Source organism: Bacillus cereus group sp. MG9 (assembly GCF_040459995.1).
GTDB lineage: Bacteria > Bacillota > Bacilli > Bacillales > Bacillaceae_G > Bacillus_A > Bacillus_A mycoides.
Genome location: NZ_JARVHC010000001.1, coordinates 3,995,444 through 4,010,824, shown reverse-complemented (window position 1 = coordinate 4,010,824; position 15,381 = coordinate 3,995,444). Strand labels below are relative to the sequence as shown.

The window sequence follows — 15,381 nt, the reverse complement described above, 5'->3', positions numbered from 1 at the left end:
TAAAAGGATGTATAATGATAGACAAATAGCGCAAACGTTTTCATAGATTTAGATATTGTTTGCGCTTCTATTAAACAATTAAATGCAAACGTTTTCAATTAAAGAGGTACATAGACAATTTAGGGAGGTTTTTGGGATGAAGAAAGCATTATCACTATTAACGATTTCAGCATTGTCAATTGGCATGTTATCTGCATGTGGACCGAAAGATTCAGGAAAAAAAGAGGAAAGTAAAGCGAAGAAAGACTATGATCTTCTCGTTTGGGAAGATGATAAAAAAGGTGTTGGTTTAGAACCAGCAGTGAAAAGCTTTGAGGAAAAATATAAAGTAAAAGTAAAAGTTGTTGAAATGCAAATGACAGATCAAGTGAAGAAGTTACGCCTTGATGGACCAGCGGGGACGGGACCAGATGTTGTAACATTGCCACACGATCAAATCGGAAATGCAGTAACAGAAGGCTTACTTTCTGAAGTAAAAGCAGATGATGCTGTGAAGAGTAAATTTACTGACTTATCAATAAAGGCACAAACATACAACGGGAAATTATATGGTTTACCAAAAGCAATTGAAACACCAATTTTTATTTACAATAAAAAATTAATGCAAAAAGCTCCAGAAACGATGGACGAGCTATTTAACTTCTCAAAAGACTTTACGAAGGATGGCAAGTACGGATTTTTAACATTAGGAGATAACTTCTACTTTGCTAACGCGTTTATGGCAGGTATGGGCGGATATGTATTTGGTGAGAAAGACGGAAAGCCAAATGCAAGTGATGTTGGATTAAATAATAGCGGAGCAGTACAAGGTGCTGAATATCTTCAAAAATGGTACAAAGAAAAGTTATTCCCGAAAGGTATTATCGGTGAATCTGGTGGACCTGCTGCTGATGGATTATTCAATGAAGGAAAAGCAGCATCTATTATGAACGGACCGTGGGCGTTCCAAGCGATGGAAAAGAACGGAATTGATTATGGTGTTGCTCCAATGCCAAAATTACCAAATGGTCAACCGATGAAAACATTTGTTGGGGTAAAAGGATGGCATGTAACAAGCTTCTCTAAACAAAATGATTTAGCTACAAAATTCACTGAGTGGGTAACAAATGAAGAAAACGCAAAAATTAGATTTGAGAAGACAAAAGAGATTCCTCCAGTAAAATCAGTAATGGAAGATCCAATTATTAAAGATAATGAAGCTGCAAAAGCAGTTGCAACTCAATCAGAAAATGGAATTCCAATGCCGAATATTCCAGAAATGCAAGAAGTATGGAAACCAGCTGGAGACGCGCTTCAGTTAGTAGTTACAGATAAAGAAGCACCAAAAGCAGCACTTGATAATGCAGTGAAGCAAATTAAAGGGAATATTGAGGCAAACCACAGCAATAAAAAATAAGGTGAAATTCGTGCCTCTACTATAAGAGGCACGAATTCTCTCCCAGAAAAAAGGGGGAAGGAACATGCAAACATCTATGGAACCAGCAAACGGCTTAAAAGGTTCAAAACATAGGAAAATGGCAACCATGTTATCAATCATTCCAGGCATAGGCCAAATGTATAATAAACAATTTGTAAAAGGCCTTATTTTTCTAGTATTAACAGGTTCATTTATTGTAGCATTTACTGATTTATTAAATATGGGATTATGGGGAATTGTAACACTCGGTACAGAAGTTCCACGTGACCATTCTGTCTTTCTATTAGTGGAAGGGATCTTGGCACTTATCGTCATCGTGTTTGGACTCGGAATATATGGATTTAATTTATATGATGCATATCAAAACGGGAAGAAACGTGATATAGGAACCCCATTAAACTCTGTAAAAGAGCAATACCGTAACTTATTAGATCAAGGTTTTCCATATTTAATGGTTTCACCAGGATTTCTATTACTAATCTTTGTAGTTGTATTTCCAATCATTTTTGTAATTTTAATTGGATTTACGAACTATGACTTATATCACTCTCCTCCAGCTAAATTAGTAGATTGGGTGGGCTTTAAAAACTTTATTGATATTTTCACATTACCAATGTGGAGAGAGACATTTTTAAGTGTATTTTCTTGGACTGTCATTTGGACATTTGTTGCAACAACATTACAAGTTGCACTTGGTATTTTCTTAGCGATTATCGTAAATCAGCCTGGTATTAAAGGTAAGGCAATTATTCGAACAATTTTCATTTTACCGTGGGCTGTTCCAGCATTCGTATCTATTCTTGTCTTCTCGGGTATGTTTAATGAAACATTTGGAGCAATTAATAATCAAGTATTAGCTTTATTCGGGATTGAAAAGATTGCTTGGATGACAGATCCGTTTTGGGCGAAGATTGCTTTAATTATGATCCAAACGTGGCTCGGTTTCCCATTCGTCTTTGCAATGACAACAGGTATATTGCAATCGATTCCAGGAGAATTATATGAAGCTGCTACAGTAGATGGAGCAACTGCTTGGCAACAGTTCCGTAAAATTACATTGCCACTTGTTTTATACGCAACAGCACCAATTTTAATTACACAATATACGTTTAACTTTAATAACTTTAGTATCATTTATCTATTTAATGGCGGAGGTCCTGCTGTAGCGGGGCAAGATGCAGGTGGAACGGATATTTTAATTTCATGGATTTATAAGTTAACGATGACTTCAGCGCAGTACGGAAAAGCAGCAGCTCTTACAATGATTTTATCGTTAATCGTTATTACAGTTGCGTTATGGCAATTTAAGAGAACAAAATCATTCCAAGAAGAGGATATGATGTAAATGAATATTAAACGACAAAAGATGTTACGTCTTTCATTAAGTTATTTGGTTATCTTCATAATGTGTGCGATTATTTTCTATCCATTACTATGGATTATTGGTTCATCGTTTAATCCAGGAGATAGTTTGTCTGGTTCTAGCATTATTCCAAAAAATGCTACGTTAGATCATTATCGTAAGCTACTTGATCTTGATTCAAGTAATTACTTACTTTGGTATAAAAATACGTTAAAAGTTAGTGTTATGACGATGATTTTTTCGGTGTTAGCAATTAGCTTTACTGCTTATGCATTTTCGAGATATCGTTTTGTCGGAAGAAAAAATGGTTTATTAACATTTTTAATTCTACAAATGATTCCGAACTTTGCAGCGTTAATCGCACTATATGTATTAGCACAGTTAACAGGATTAATTGATACACATCTTGCATTAATTTTAATTTATGTAGGTGGAGCAATTCCAATGAATACTTGGCTTATGAAAGGGTATTTTGATACGATTCCGAAAGAGTTGGATGAGTCAGCCCGCATGGATGGAGCAGGACACTTCCGTATTTTTTGGCAAATCATTATGCCGCTTGCAAAGCCAATCGTAGCGGTTGTAGCATTATTCACTTTCATCGGTCCATTTACAGATTTCATTTTAGCAAGTATTATTTTACGCACGCCGGAAAATTACACTTTAGCAGTTGGACTCTATGAAATGGTAGCGAAGAAATTTGGTAATGAATTTACGACGTTTGCGGCTGGTTCCGTATTAATTGCAATCCCGATTTCGATTTTATTCTTATCACTACAAAAATACTTTATTTCTGGTTTAACAGCTGGAGGTACGAAAGGATGAGAAATGGGACATTATGTCCCATTTTTCTTTTCATCTCTCTATAAAAAAATTATAGAGAGATGAAAAGAGATTTGACATCGCATATGAAAAGAAGTGAAATAAATAGTATATTATAGTATAGGAAAAAAGAGCTATATCCCTTACAATACATGGAGAGGGAGAATATGATAAGTTTTGCAAGATAGAATAAATAAATGACAGTTTATGACTTTTCCTATGACTTGCAACGGGTGCAAGATAAAATATATGAAAATGGCAGAGAAGTGAAAGGAGGGGATTTTTATGACAGTTACAATTAAAGATGTGGCGAAGAAGGCGAACGTAGCACCATCAACTGTTTCTCGTGTAATTGCTGATAATCCAAGTATAAGTGAAAAGACAAAGCGCCGTGTTCGAAAAGTAATGAGTGAATTAGGATATCATCCAAATTTAAATGCAAGAAACCTTGCGAACCAAACGACGAAGACACTTGGTCTTGTTATGCCGAGTTCTGCAAGTAAAGCTTTTCAAAATCCATTTTTCCCAGAAGTTATAAGAGGAATTAGTTCATTTGCACATGTGGAAGGGTATGCGCTTTATATGTCGACTGGTGAAACGGAAGATGAAATTTTTAATGGTGTTGTAAAAATGGTACAAGGGCGTCAAATCGGTGGTATTATTCTTTTATATTCAAGAGAAAATGACCGGATTATTCAATACTTGCATGACCAAAACTTCCCGTTTGTTTTAATTGGAAAACCATATGATCGAAAAGATGAAATTACATATGTAGATAATGACAATTATACAGCTGCAAGAGAAGTAGCGGAATATTTGATTTCATTAGGCCATAAACAAATCGCATTCATCGGCGGTGGATCAGATTTACTTGTAACGAGAGATCGTTTGGCGGGGATGAGTGATGCTTTGAAACTAGCAGATATTCTATTGCCGAAAGAGTATATTTTACACTTTGATTTTTCAAGAGAGAGTGGTCAACAGGCTGTTGAGGAATTAATGGGACTAAAGCAACCACCGACGGCAATTATGGCAACGGATGATTTAATTGGACTTGGCGTGTTAAGTGCGCTTTCTAAAAAAGGATTTGTTGTACCGAAAGATGTTTCGATTGTAAGCTTTAACAATGCTTTATTATCAGAAATTGCTAGTCCACCACTTTCGACAGTTGATGTGAATATTTATCAATTAGGGTATGAAGCGGCAAAAGCTTTAGTTGATAAGGTGGAGCATTCTGAATCTACTTCAAAATGCATTATTATTCCGCATAAATTATTGAAGCGTCAAACTTGTGATCATTATGCAACAAAAAGCTAAGAGTTTAACTCTTAGCTTTTTTCTTTAGAAAGGCTTCTAAACGGTCACAGCCTTCTTTTAAAGTTTCGATACTGTAAGCATAGGAAAGGCGAAGGTAGCCTTCACCGTATTCGGAAAATGCGGTTCCAGGAACAACGGCTAGCCCAGCTTCTTTTACAAGATCAAGTGCAAAATCAAATGATGAAGATGTTAAATGTCCAACATATGGGAATAAATAAAATGCACCTGTTGGCTTCTCAACCGTTAAACCCATTTGAATGAGTCTATTATACACGTAATCACGGCGTTTTTTGTATTGATAGCGCATCATCTTCGGTGCATCTTTAGCAGCTGTTAAAGCTTCGATTGCAGCATACTGAGCGATTGAAGTAGCACATGTAACATTGTATTGATGAACTTTTAATATGTGTTTTGCTAAATATTCTGGAGCAAATAAAAGTCCGATACGCCAACCGGTCATAGAATGTGATTTTGATAAGCCGTTAATGACAATAGTCTTATCACGCATTTCTGGGAAATGAGCGATAGATGTGTGTTTGTCTTCATATACAAGTTCGCTATAAATTTCATCGGAAAGAACGAAAATATTTTTATCTTTTAAGATAGATACAATATCTTCTAATTCTTCTTTTGATAAGGTAACACCAGTTGGATTAGAAGGATACGGTAAAACGACGCATCTTGTTCGTTCTGTAATTGCATTTCGCAGAGCTTCAGCTGTTAAACGAAATCCAGTTTCACGAACATCTATAAAAATAGGAGTTGCACCACATAGTCGAATAATCGGCTCGTAACCAGGGTAAATAGGAGCAGGTAAAATTACTTCCGTTCCTGGTTCTAAAATAGTTCGGAATGCAACATCGATCGCTTCACTAGCACCGATTGTAACAATGGTTTCGTTTTCAGGTGAATAATGTAAATTGTAGTTGTCCTTTACAAAGTTACAAGCTGCCTTGCGTAATTCTAGTAAACCAGCGTTATGTGTATAGCTTGTATAATTTTCTGTAATGGCCCGTTTAGCTGCTTCTTTTACTAGAGAAGGTGTAGGGAAATCGGGTTGCCCAATTGTTAAAGAGATAAGATTATCATAGTTTTGAATCATATTAGAGAACTGACGGATTCCAGAAATTTGGATGTCCTTCACTCTAGGATTAATGAATTGTTCCATTGTATCTCCCTTTCTTCCGTTTGAAAATTAAGTTCATTTTATCATATTTTCAACTATTACGCTTTGTTTATAAAATTTCCCCCGCTATTTGTGAAAGATAAGAATCGTATCTTAAAATTCAGTGGAAGTAAGAAATTATGTGAGGATTCAAATGTCTATAAGAGTATAAGCTGTGTGAGTTAATTAAAGTTTCACTTAAGCATAAACACAAAAAAAGCCGCTGCAAGCGACTTTTTAATAACCGTATTCCCAATCTATTTCATCTTCGTTCCAAAGTACGGAAGATACTTTGCCAAGATGGACAACGGATTCATTTACAGCACATGTACAGTCTTCGTCCCCTGCTTTATGTTGCAATTCTTCGTATACTGATTTTTCAACGTTTTCTAGCACAACCAAATTTTCTTCTTTTAAAACAAGCGTAGTACCCGCCATATTTATCTTCCTCCTACTAAAGTAATGATCACTTATTTGTAAACATAGATAGTATGGATTATATGCTGTATTTTGCGATAGTTGTCCGTCTAGTGAAGTGTTTTTTATTTTCTTTGTAATCCGTATTCATTGTATACTGCACGAAGGAAATTTGGTACAGGGTTTACAATCATTTCGGAAATTTGTAACATTTATTATTAGTTGTTAACAAATAATTAACAAAGATGTTAAGAAAAATCAAAATTTTGAAACAAATAGACTTATAAAATGATATAATCATATCAAAATACATATAGGGGATGAGAGGCTATGGAGCTGATTCGTGATTTAATGATCCAAATTGCCATCATTATTTTACCACTATTTTTATATGAAGCGATTCGTTTAAATCGTTATCAAGGAATGCTTCCGAAGCCTAATCGCTACTTTATTATGTTTTTATCTAGCGTTACACTCGTTCTCTCCATGACATACTCTATTTGTTTTGGTACCGTTTGCGGATACAATTTTCATCCAGTCCCAATTGTTAGTGGTTTTTTATATGGTGGGATTGTTGGGCTCATCCCTGCCATTATTTATGTTGCATATGAATGGATTTTTAAGGGGCTTAGTTGGTTGCCTATGGTAGAAGTTATATTTCTTTCGATAATTCCATTATTTTTGTCAAAGAAATGGTCTCTTTTTTCAAGAGATAAGAAGCTAATATTAGCTTTTATGATTGCATCATTTTATGTTCTTGTTTCATTAGTAGTCGGGATGTTGAATGTCCTTTTAGAAACAGGTTTTACACCGTACATATCTAATCTATATAGTGGGTATATATTTGCATCACTTATTATGGTTATGACAATGGTATTTCAAGTGTATTTGACTGAGTATTTAAACGAAAATGCATTATTGCGTACAGAAATGCAAAAATCAGAAAAACTTAATATTGTAAGTGAGTTAGCTGCAAGTGTTGCACATGAAGTTCGAAACCCTCTCACTGTTGTACGAGGGTTTATTCAATTGCTAGAGAGTACGGAAGACGTAAAAAACAAAGATTATATGCGTCTCGTATTAGCTGAACTGGATCGTGCTGAACAGATTATTTCAGATTATTTAAATTTAGCAAGGCCTCAAATTGAAAAAAAAGAACATATTTGTTTATCAGCACAATTAATTGAAATGACAACTCTTATGTCATCATTTGCAGCGATGCAGGGCGTTTATTTGCAAGTTGAGATTTCTGAGAGCCTTTATACTATCGGCGATAAGACGAAATTGAAGCAAGCTATTATGAATGTTGTTAAAAACGGTATTGAAGCAATTCAAGGAAACAAAGGGTATTTAAAAGTAACAGCTATTCAAAAAGATGAATTGATAATAATAAGAGTTAAAGATAGTGGTGTTGGAATGACAAAAGAACAGTTAGTAAGGCTTGGACAACCGTATTATTCTTTAAAAGAAAAAGGAACAGGATTAGGCCTTATGGTAACATTTAGTATTTTACAAGCGCATAATGGCACATTGGAATATAAAAGTGAAAGCGGAAAAGGAACTGAAGCTATTATTATATTGCCAGCTGTACGATATAAGGAATAAAAGTTACCGATAGAAGGTAACTTTTTATTTTATCGTGCATTAGAAAAAGATACAAAATTTCATTCATTTATTTTTTCTTGTTTTGTTCGAACGAATAAACTTTTAAATGATTGAAAGAAGCCTTGCTCTTTTGAGGCGGCGACTAATCTTTTTGTTTCTTGAATTTCGCGAATAACTTGCATAAGTTGTGTATCACGGTTGCTATCTTTATTGTAAATTTGATTGACAAGTTTATTCATTTTTTCTTCTTGTTTGGATTCTCGCTTATACATATGATTCATTAATAAGTCCATTTTTTCTTTTTGGAGTGCATCTGTTTGAGCGGCGTGAACAACTAGATCTTGTAACATTTTTTCTTGAGAGCCTTCTTTTACATAAACTTGTTGCATTAGTTCATCTAATTTCTCGTCTTTTAAACGATTTTGTGTAATGAGAGTAGAGTTTTGATGAATAATTGCTTCATTTAATTGAGCAAGCATTTCAAGTTTTAGCATGAACTCCTCAAAGTTACGCCCATCTTCTTTTGGTTGCACTTCTTGTTTATCTTGAATAACAGGTACAGGTGGGGCATCTTTTTCTTTTAAAATAATAGGTATTGTTTCTGAAATGTCTTCTTGTAATGTAGCAGCTCTTTCATGTATAGATTTCAATAGTTTTAAATCATCCAATTTATAAATACGAGCATCAGCTGTTTTTGAAATGATATAACCGTGTTCCTCTAAGAGTTGGCTATATTTTCGGACTATATGTTTTGGGATACCTGTTTTATTTGTAACATCTTTCGTTTTATAAATAGCTTCCATGATAGTTCCTCCCCAAAAAGTATCGTATATATCATTTCAACCTTTTATGTGGACTTCCTTTGAAAAAGAATGTCGGAAGGTTATTAGTTTTCTACAGCATTAGTGAAAAGATGAAGAAAAATGAATGTTTTTGGCGGAATGGAGAGGAAGAGCTAAAATAATGTCTGAAAACATACATAGAAGAAGTTTGTTATAATAACTGAGGAAAAGAAATTGGTAGGAACACGGAGGTACACATGAAGCAATTTAAAGGTATTATCATTTCAATTATTGCAATTCTTTCTCTTTTGGTAGCGGTATATGAAGTACTTGTGCCAGAGGAGACAAGTACTAAAAAAACAACTACGTATGATCAAATTCTAGAGTTCCCGAAAGAACGATATCCAGAGACCGGGAAACATATAACGGATGCTATAAAAGAAGGACATTCGGAAATGTGTACAATTGATCGTAATGGTGCAGCGGATAGAAGGAAATTATCGTTAGCACCATATCCGACGAAGAAAGGTTATGATCGTGATGAATGGCCGATGGCGATGTGTAAGGAAGGCGGAAAAGGAGCTCATATTGAATATATAAGTCCAGCAGATAACCGCGGTGCAGGTTCTTGGGTAGGGAATAAGCTAGACAAATATCCAGATGGTACGCGTGTGAAATTTGAAGTGAAATAGTAATTGGCATACATTTCATAGTGGAGGAGAGGGATAGTTATGGAATTAACAATTTCATATTCGCAATTAATGATAATGAACTATGATGGTCAGCAGCCTTATGTAGATTGGACTCCTGAAGATTTTGAAAGAGGCTATGCTGAGGTGGATGGAGCTATTATTTTTGAAGCAATCTCTGACTATACTTGTGAAGTGGAAGTTACTTGTGGAAATCATATTGAGAAAGAAGAAGTGGTTAGAACGATATCAGTTCCTTTCACAGTGAAGAATGAAGAAGTATATATAACAAGTATTCTTTCTAATAAATATCATATTCCTATTCCGAACGGGGAATATATGATAGTCTTGCAGGCAACTCCTCTTGAAGAGCCATCAGACGATGAATTGTATAAAGTACAATACGACTTCTATTTTGAGAGTGTAGAATAAAAAAACGTGTTATCCTTCAAAAGGATAACACGTTTTTTTATTATGCGTTTGTTTTTAGGAGAGAACGAGCGTCTTTTGCTGCCTGAACCATGTGCTCTAAAGCAGGTATAACTTCCTCAGTTCTTCGTGTTTTTAAACCACAGTCTGGATTAATCCAGAAATATTTAGGGTCACATACTTGTAAAGATTGTTCTACGATTGTGAACATTTCATCTTTACTTGGGACACGTGGGCTATGAATATCATATACCCCTAGACCAATTCCTTTTTCATATGTTGTATGCTTTAATGTATTAATAAATTCTCCATGACTTCTTGATGTTTCGATAGAAATAACATCTGCGTCTAACGCTCGAATTGCATCTACAATATCTTCGAAGTTACTATAACACATATGAGTATGAATTTGTGTTTCATTTTCTACAGAAGATGTTGCTAAAAGGAATGATTGAACTGCCCATGTAATGTATGCATCCCAATCTTTTTCTTTTAACGGCATACCTTCACGAAGTGCAGGTTCATCGACTTGGATTACTCTAATTCCGGAAGATTCAAGTAATTCAATTTCATGACGAAGTGCTAATGCAATTTGATATGATACTTCTTTTCTTGAAATATCATTTCGAACGAATGACCAATTTAAAATAGTGACAGGTCCAGTTAGCATACCTTTTACTACTTTCTCTGTTAAGCTTTGTGCATATACAGTTTCTTTAATAGTCATTCCACTTATAAAGGCAACATCACCATAAATAACAGGTGGTTTTACGCAACGAGAACCGTATGATTGTACCCATCCGTTTTTAGTAAAGGAGAAACCAGCAAGTCTTTCTCCAAAATATTCCACCATGTCAGTTCTTTCGAATTCACCATGTACTAGTACATCAAGACCAATATCTTCTTGGTAACGAATCCACTTTGCAGTTTCTTTTTCAATGAATTGATTATATTGTTCATTTGTAATATCGCCGTTACGCCACTGTTTACGTGTTTGACGAACTTCAGATGTTTGCGGGAAGCTACCAATAGTTGTTGTTGGTAACAACGGTAATTGTAAAGCTACTTGCTGTAGTTCATATCGTTTTTCAAATGGAAGAGGACGTGAGAAATCATCTTCTTTAAGTGATGTACGTGCCACTTTTACATCTTCACGATTACGTGCAGCTGATGAGCGGATTGCATGATGTGCATTACGATATGTTGTTAAATCGCTACTGATGCTTTCTACACCTTTAGTAAGAGCAGAATGGATAAGGACTAGTTCTTCTAATTTTTGATTAGCAAATGCAAGTGCATCAAATAATTCACTTGTTAAGTGCGTTTCTTCCGTTTTATCAATTGGAGTATGCAATAAGCTACAAGAAGGTTGAACAATTAAACCTTTTGCTGTGATTTGATTTTGTAATGTTGTAAATAAAGAAAGTACATCATCAAGATCAGCTCTCCAAATGTTACGGCCATCTATACAACCGATAGCTAAAATTTTATCAGCTGGGAATCCATATTTTGAAATAGCATTTACATTACCTTCTTTGCCATGAACAAAGTCTAATCCAATACCAGAAACAGGGAATGCAATAATTTCTTCATAGTTCTCTTCTACACTATCAAAATATGTTTGTAGAAGAAGATTCGCATTTGGAACCTCTTTATGAATAGCTTCGTAAAGTTCTTTCGCTTGATTAATTTCATCTTTTGTTAAAGATGCGAAGATTGGTTCGTCAACTTGAATAATTTGTGCTCCAGCTGCGTGTAATTCAGAGAATAATTGTACATAAGGTGCAACTAGCTCTTTTAAAATAGTGGCAAATTGCTCTTCGTTATAACCTTTTGCCAGTTTTAGGAATGTATAAGGGCCTAAAATAACTGGTTTTCCATCAACGCCTAACTCTTTTTTCGCTTCTTCATATAAACGAAGAGGACGATTGTCTTTTAAAGAGATTTGTAATCCTTCTTCATATTCAGGAACAATGTAATGATAGTTTGTGTTAAACCATTTTGTCATTTCAGAAGCAACGTGATCTTTAGAGCCGCGTGCCATTGCAAAATATACATCAAGGTAAGAGGTAAACTCTGAAAAACGTGACGGGATGAATCCTAACATGTAGGCCGTATCCAGAACGTGGTCATAATATGTAAAATCGCCAACTGGAATTAATTCAATTCCCTTTTCTTGCTGTACTTTGACGTGTTGAAGGCGAATTTCTTTCATTGTCGTTAAAAATTGTTCTTCATCAATTTTATTGGACCAAAAAGCTTCCAATGTTTTTTTCCACTCTCGTTGTAGTCCGATACGTGGATAACCTAAGTTACTTGTTTGAATTGCCATTTTAAATTCCTCCCTAATTGAAAGTAAGCATTTCCGTTTACTCGGAAATACCTATAACAAAAAGCATAAAGGCATAGAAAAATAAGCCTTCCTTTTTGTTCTTAACACCTCATCATCATCCGTGAGTCTATCAGTGTTGTTAAAATAGGCAGGTATCCTGACTTATGCTTCATATAATTTCTTTCACCTTCCCGTTTTCACAGTGGCACAAAAAAGAAATCTCAGCATTTACAGTGGCGGGACCGTGTTGGTGTTGCACCAAACTTCCCTTTTAAACACGAAGTGAAATATTCGTGTACCTATTTTCCTTTTGAAAGGAATTTAACAAGCGATATGATATTGAAACAAATTCTAACACAATTTTCGGAATTTTGTCCACTGTTTTAAAATAAGAAAATTCTAAAGTTTTTTATTTCTTTTTATTCGGAAAATTAAGTTTTTTTAATGTTTATTTATTATTAAAATGAGGGTGTTTTGAGTTGCGAGGAATAATTATAGTGTTAAGTTTTTCTAAAAGAGGAGGCACCTCTTTTAGAAAAACTTAATCATTATCTACACCTATTTCTGAAAGACGACCTGCAGTTGCATCTTGTAAGAGCGTGTTTAGCCAGCGTAATTCAACATTAATATGCTCAATGACGCTTTGTAGAATATATAGTTGAGCACGAGGAACTAGTTGTTTATTATGATCGTATATCGTTTGCATTGTATGTAAATAGAGCATTGTATCATCTCTCTTTTTTTTCAAAATAGGAACTAGAGCTTGTTCGTCGCTAAAGTGAGCGAAAGAGAGCGCTGAATAAATAGGTTTATATATTTGGTTTTTCGCTTCAAATTGTTTTAATAATAAGGTGTGGAAAAGGGCTTTTCCTTCCTCTGTTATATGGAAGATTGTTTTATCTGGTCTATTCGTATCTCTAACAATATTGGTAATGCTAATCGCACCTTGTTTTTCTAATTGCTCGAAGGCGTAGTATAGCGATCCCTTGGCATATTTAATATAACAATCCATTTGTCTTTCTTTCATTATGTGCTGCACTTCATAGGGATGTTTATCTCCTTCGAGTAACAAGCCGAGAATGACTAACTTCATGCTCATGCTGTCTCAACTCCTGTATATAGAAACTTTATATATATTATAAACGGTATATCCTCTTTCATAAAGGGATATACCGTTTCGTTTTTCTATATTAGCTTACTTGTTTTTGTTTTTGTTTTTGCTTTGTTTTTGGTCCTGTTAAAAGACGTTCATTTCCCATAAGTAAAATACAAATTATACTTAGCGTAGCTGGGATAAGTGCCCAGAAAAATGTATTAGCAATAGATGTTGCAAGAGCCTCTTTAATTCCGCTCAGTACTTCAGGAGGTAGCTTTTCAGTAGCATTTGGTGATAATAAAAAGCTTGTGTCTCCACCTTTAGGAGCCATTTTTTCTAGTTCAGGAGGGAAGACTGCTTTTAATTTATCAGTGAAAACATGATTTTGAATCGTACCGAAAATCGTGACGCCAAGGGTCATTCCAAGTGAACGGAAGAATGAGTTCGTGGATGTAGCAGAACCGCGATCTCTCATTTCTAGTTTGTGGATAGATGCCATACTTAAAACTGAGAAGGAGAATCCAACTCCAAGTCCAGCAAGCACCATAAACATTGTTACGAGTGTACGAGGTGTTTCCATAGTTAAAGTACTTAGTAAATAAATACCAAGAACGAAGAAAACTCCAGATACTGTCATGATGTTACGATAACTTGTTCGTGAAGCTAATTGTCCACCAGTTTGACTTCCGATTACAGATCCTACCATCATAGGTGTCAAAATTAATCCAGCATTTGAGGCTGAACCACCGAGAACACCTTGAACGAAGATTGGAATATAAACTGTACAGATGATAAAAGCTGCGCCATAGAAAAAGGCAACACCTTGGCTAGCTGCAAATAAAGGTTTTTTAAATAAATGGAAAGAAATAATAGGCTCGGTTGCGTTTCTTTCTACGAAGAAGAAAATAATAAGCAGAATAACAACAGTTGAAAATAAACCAATAATCACATTAGAGTCCCATGCATATTCTTTACCACCAAGTTCTAAAGCAAACATTAAGCAAACGATACTAATGACAAGCGTAATAGCACCAGCCCAGTCAATTTTTTGTTTTCGATATTCTAGAGACTCGCTATAGTATTTAGTAATGAAGAAGAAGGAAATAAGTCCTAACGGAATATTAATATAGAAGACCCAGTGCCAACTTATATAATCTGTAATGTAGGCACCTAATAAAGGTCCGAAAACACTAGATGTCCCGAAAACAGCACCAAATAGTCCGGTCATTTTTCCTCGTTTTTCAGGCGGGAATATATCATACATAATTGTAAATGCGATAGGCATAAGAGCGCCGCCACCAATTCCTTGAATGGCTCTATAAATACTTAGTTGTTCAATACTTGATGCTGTCCCGCAAAGTGCAGAACCAAATAAGAAGAGAATTAATCCGCCAATAAAAAAGCGTTTCCGTCCGTACATATCAGACAGCTTACCGAAAATAGGCATTCCGGCCATTGTTGCTACCATGTAGGCGGATGTGACCCAAACGAATTTGTCGAACCCTCCTAAGTCTCCGACAATCGTTGCCATCGCAGTTGCGACGATTGTGTTATCCATTGCTGCCATTAGAATACCAAGTAGTAAACCAGCAACAACAAATTTTGTTTTACTTGAATCGTTTTTTGATAGTTGTGCTTCCAAAAGTAGCCCTCCTTTAATAAAAATTAAACTAACTTAAGTTTTTTAGTGCAATGCATAAAAAAACTTTATGTACAGTTTGTATCGTTCCTCTTCATTTAATAAAAAATTGCACTGACATGATATAAAGGATGGAAATCATAAATTATATTATAGTCAAATTTGACTAAAAGGCAAATGTTTTCTACCGCCAAATTATTTTATCGAGCTTTAACTGCCCGTTAAAGCCCGATTGGTAAAAGCTAATAATCAGTGGGGGATGGACAAACCCCCCACTGATTAAAGTTTCACTTTATTATATTGACCAA

The 15,381-nt window shown here is 35.1% G+C and carries 13 protein-coding genes and 1 riboswitch; of the genes, 7 read left to right on the top strand and 6 right to left on the bottom strand.

Translation table 11 applies throughout. The annotated features are described in order from the left end of the window. The first annotated feature begins 136 nt into the window (after positions 1–136). The 4 genes from QCI77_RS20435 (at position 137) to malR (ending at position 4,919) form a co-directional block, all read left to right on the top strand. Entirely contained in the window at positions 137–1,396 is a 1,260-nt protein-coding gene (locus QCI77_RS20435; RefSeq protein ID WP_002142987.1) for an extracellular solute-binding protein, read from the top strand. A gap of 64 nt (positions 1,397–1,460) precedes the next feature. Further along, the gene (malC, locus tag QCI77_RS20430; RefSeq protein WP_002033812.1) at positions 1,461–2,762 is read left to right on the top strand and encodes a maltosaccharide ABC transporter permease MalC; all 1,302 of its coding nucleotides are present in this window, start codon (positions 1,461–1,463) and stop codon (positions 2,760–2,762) included. Then, the gene (malD, locus tag QCI77_RS20425; RefSeq protein ID WP_002088365.1) at positions 2,763–3,605 is read left to right on the top strand and encodes a maltosaccharide ABC transporter permease MalD; all 843 of its coding nucleotides are present in this window, start codon (positions 2,763–2,765) and stop codon (positions 3,603–3,605) included. Positions 3,606–3,887: 282 nt separating this feature from the next. Continuing rightward, positions 3,888–4,919 carry a maltose operon transcriptional repressor MalR gene (gene malR / locus QCI77_RS20420; protein ID WP_002014809.1) on the top strand — a complete coding sequence of 344 codons (1,032 nt, stop codon included), beginning with the start codon at positions 3,888–3,890 and terminating at the stop codon, positions 4,917–4,919. Between the two features lie 4 nt (positions 4,920–4,923). On the opposite strand, the gene QCI77_RS20415 is transcribed toward malR, so the two are convergent. Both QCI77_RS20415 and QCI77_RS20410 read right to left on the bottom strand, forming a co-directional pair. Beyond that, positions 4,924–6,087, bottom strand: a complete 1,164-nt coding sequence (locus QCI77_RS20415) for an aminotransferase A (protein WP_002142986.1) — start codon at positions 6,085–6,087, stop codon at positions 4,924–4,926. A 234-nt stretch (positions 6,088–6,321) separates the two neighbouring features. Further along, on the bottom strand, positions 6,322–6,522 hold the full coding sequence (locus tag QCI77_RS20410) for a hypothetical protein (protein ID WP_000929276.1): 201 nt from the start codon (positions 6,520–6,522) through the stop codon (positions 6,322–6,324). Positions 6,523–6,831: 309 nt separating this feature from the next. Here QCI77_RS20410 and QCI77_RS20405 point away from each other — a divergent pair, with 309 nt between their 5' ends. Continuing rightward, positions 6,832–8,106 (top strand): sensor histidine kinase, encoded by a 1,275-nt coding sequence (locus QCI77_RS20405; RefSeq protein WP_002014814.1) that lies wholly within the window; start codon positions 6,832–6,834, stop codon positions 8,104–8,106. A 59-nt stretch (positions 8,107–8,165) separates the two neighbouring features. Here QCI77_RS20405 and QCI77_RS20400 read toward each other — a convergent pair whose 3' ends face one another. Beyond that, positions 8,166–8,909, bottom strand: coding sequence for a DUF3967 domain-containing protein (locus tag QCI77_RS20400; protein ID WP_078175406.1), 744 nt, complete (start codon positions 8,907–8,909; stop codon positions 8,166–8,168). Between the two features lie 236 nt (positions 8,910–9,145). Here QCI77_RS20400 and nucA point away from each other — a divergent pair, with 236 nt between their 5' ends. Beyond that, positions 9,146–9,580 (top strand): DNA-entry nuclease, encoded by a 435-nt coding sequence (gene nucA, locus QCI77_RS20395; protein ID WP_002014817.1) that lies wholly within the window; start codon positions 9,146–9,148, stop codon positions 9,578–9,580. A gap of 39 nt (positions 9,581–9,619) precedes the next feature. Beyond that, entirely contained in the window at positions 9,620–10,009 is a 390-nt protein-coding gene (comJ, locus tag QCI77_RS20390; RefSeq protein ID WP_002088359.1) for a competence protein ComJ, read from the top strand. A 40-nt stretch (positions 10,010–10,049) separates the two neighbouring features. Here comJ and metE read toward each other — a convergent pair whose 3' ends face one another. The 3 genes from metE to QCI77_RS20375 form a co-directional block, all read right to left on the bottom strand. Next, positions 10,050–12,338: a 5-methyltetrahydropteroyltriglutamate--homocysteine S-methyltransferase gene (metE, locus tag QCI77_RS20385; protein ID WP_002014819.1), complete on the bottom strand. Its 2,289-nt coding sequence runs from the start codon at positions 12,336–12,338 to the stop codon at positions 10,050–10,052. Between the two features lie 130 nt (positions 12,339–12,468). After that, positions 12,469–12,656: riboswitch (cobalamin riboswitch) on the bottom strand. A gap of 223 nt (positions 12,657–12,879) precedes the next feature. Next, the gene (locus tag QCI77_RS20380) at positions 12,880–13,437 is read right to left on the bottom strand and encodes a PadR family transcriptional regulator (protein ID WP_002128898.1); all 558 of its coding nucleotides are present in this window, start codon (positions 13,435–13,437) and stop codon (positions 12,880–12,882) included. 91 nt (positions 13,438–13,528) lie between these two features. Continuing rightward, entirely contained in the window at positions 13,529–15,076 is a 1,548-nt protein-coding gene (locus tag QCI77_RS20375; protein WP_016100693.1) for an MDR family MFS transporter, read from the bottom strand. Between the last annotated feature and the right edge of the window lie 305 nt (positions 15,077–15,381).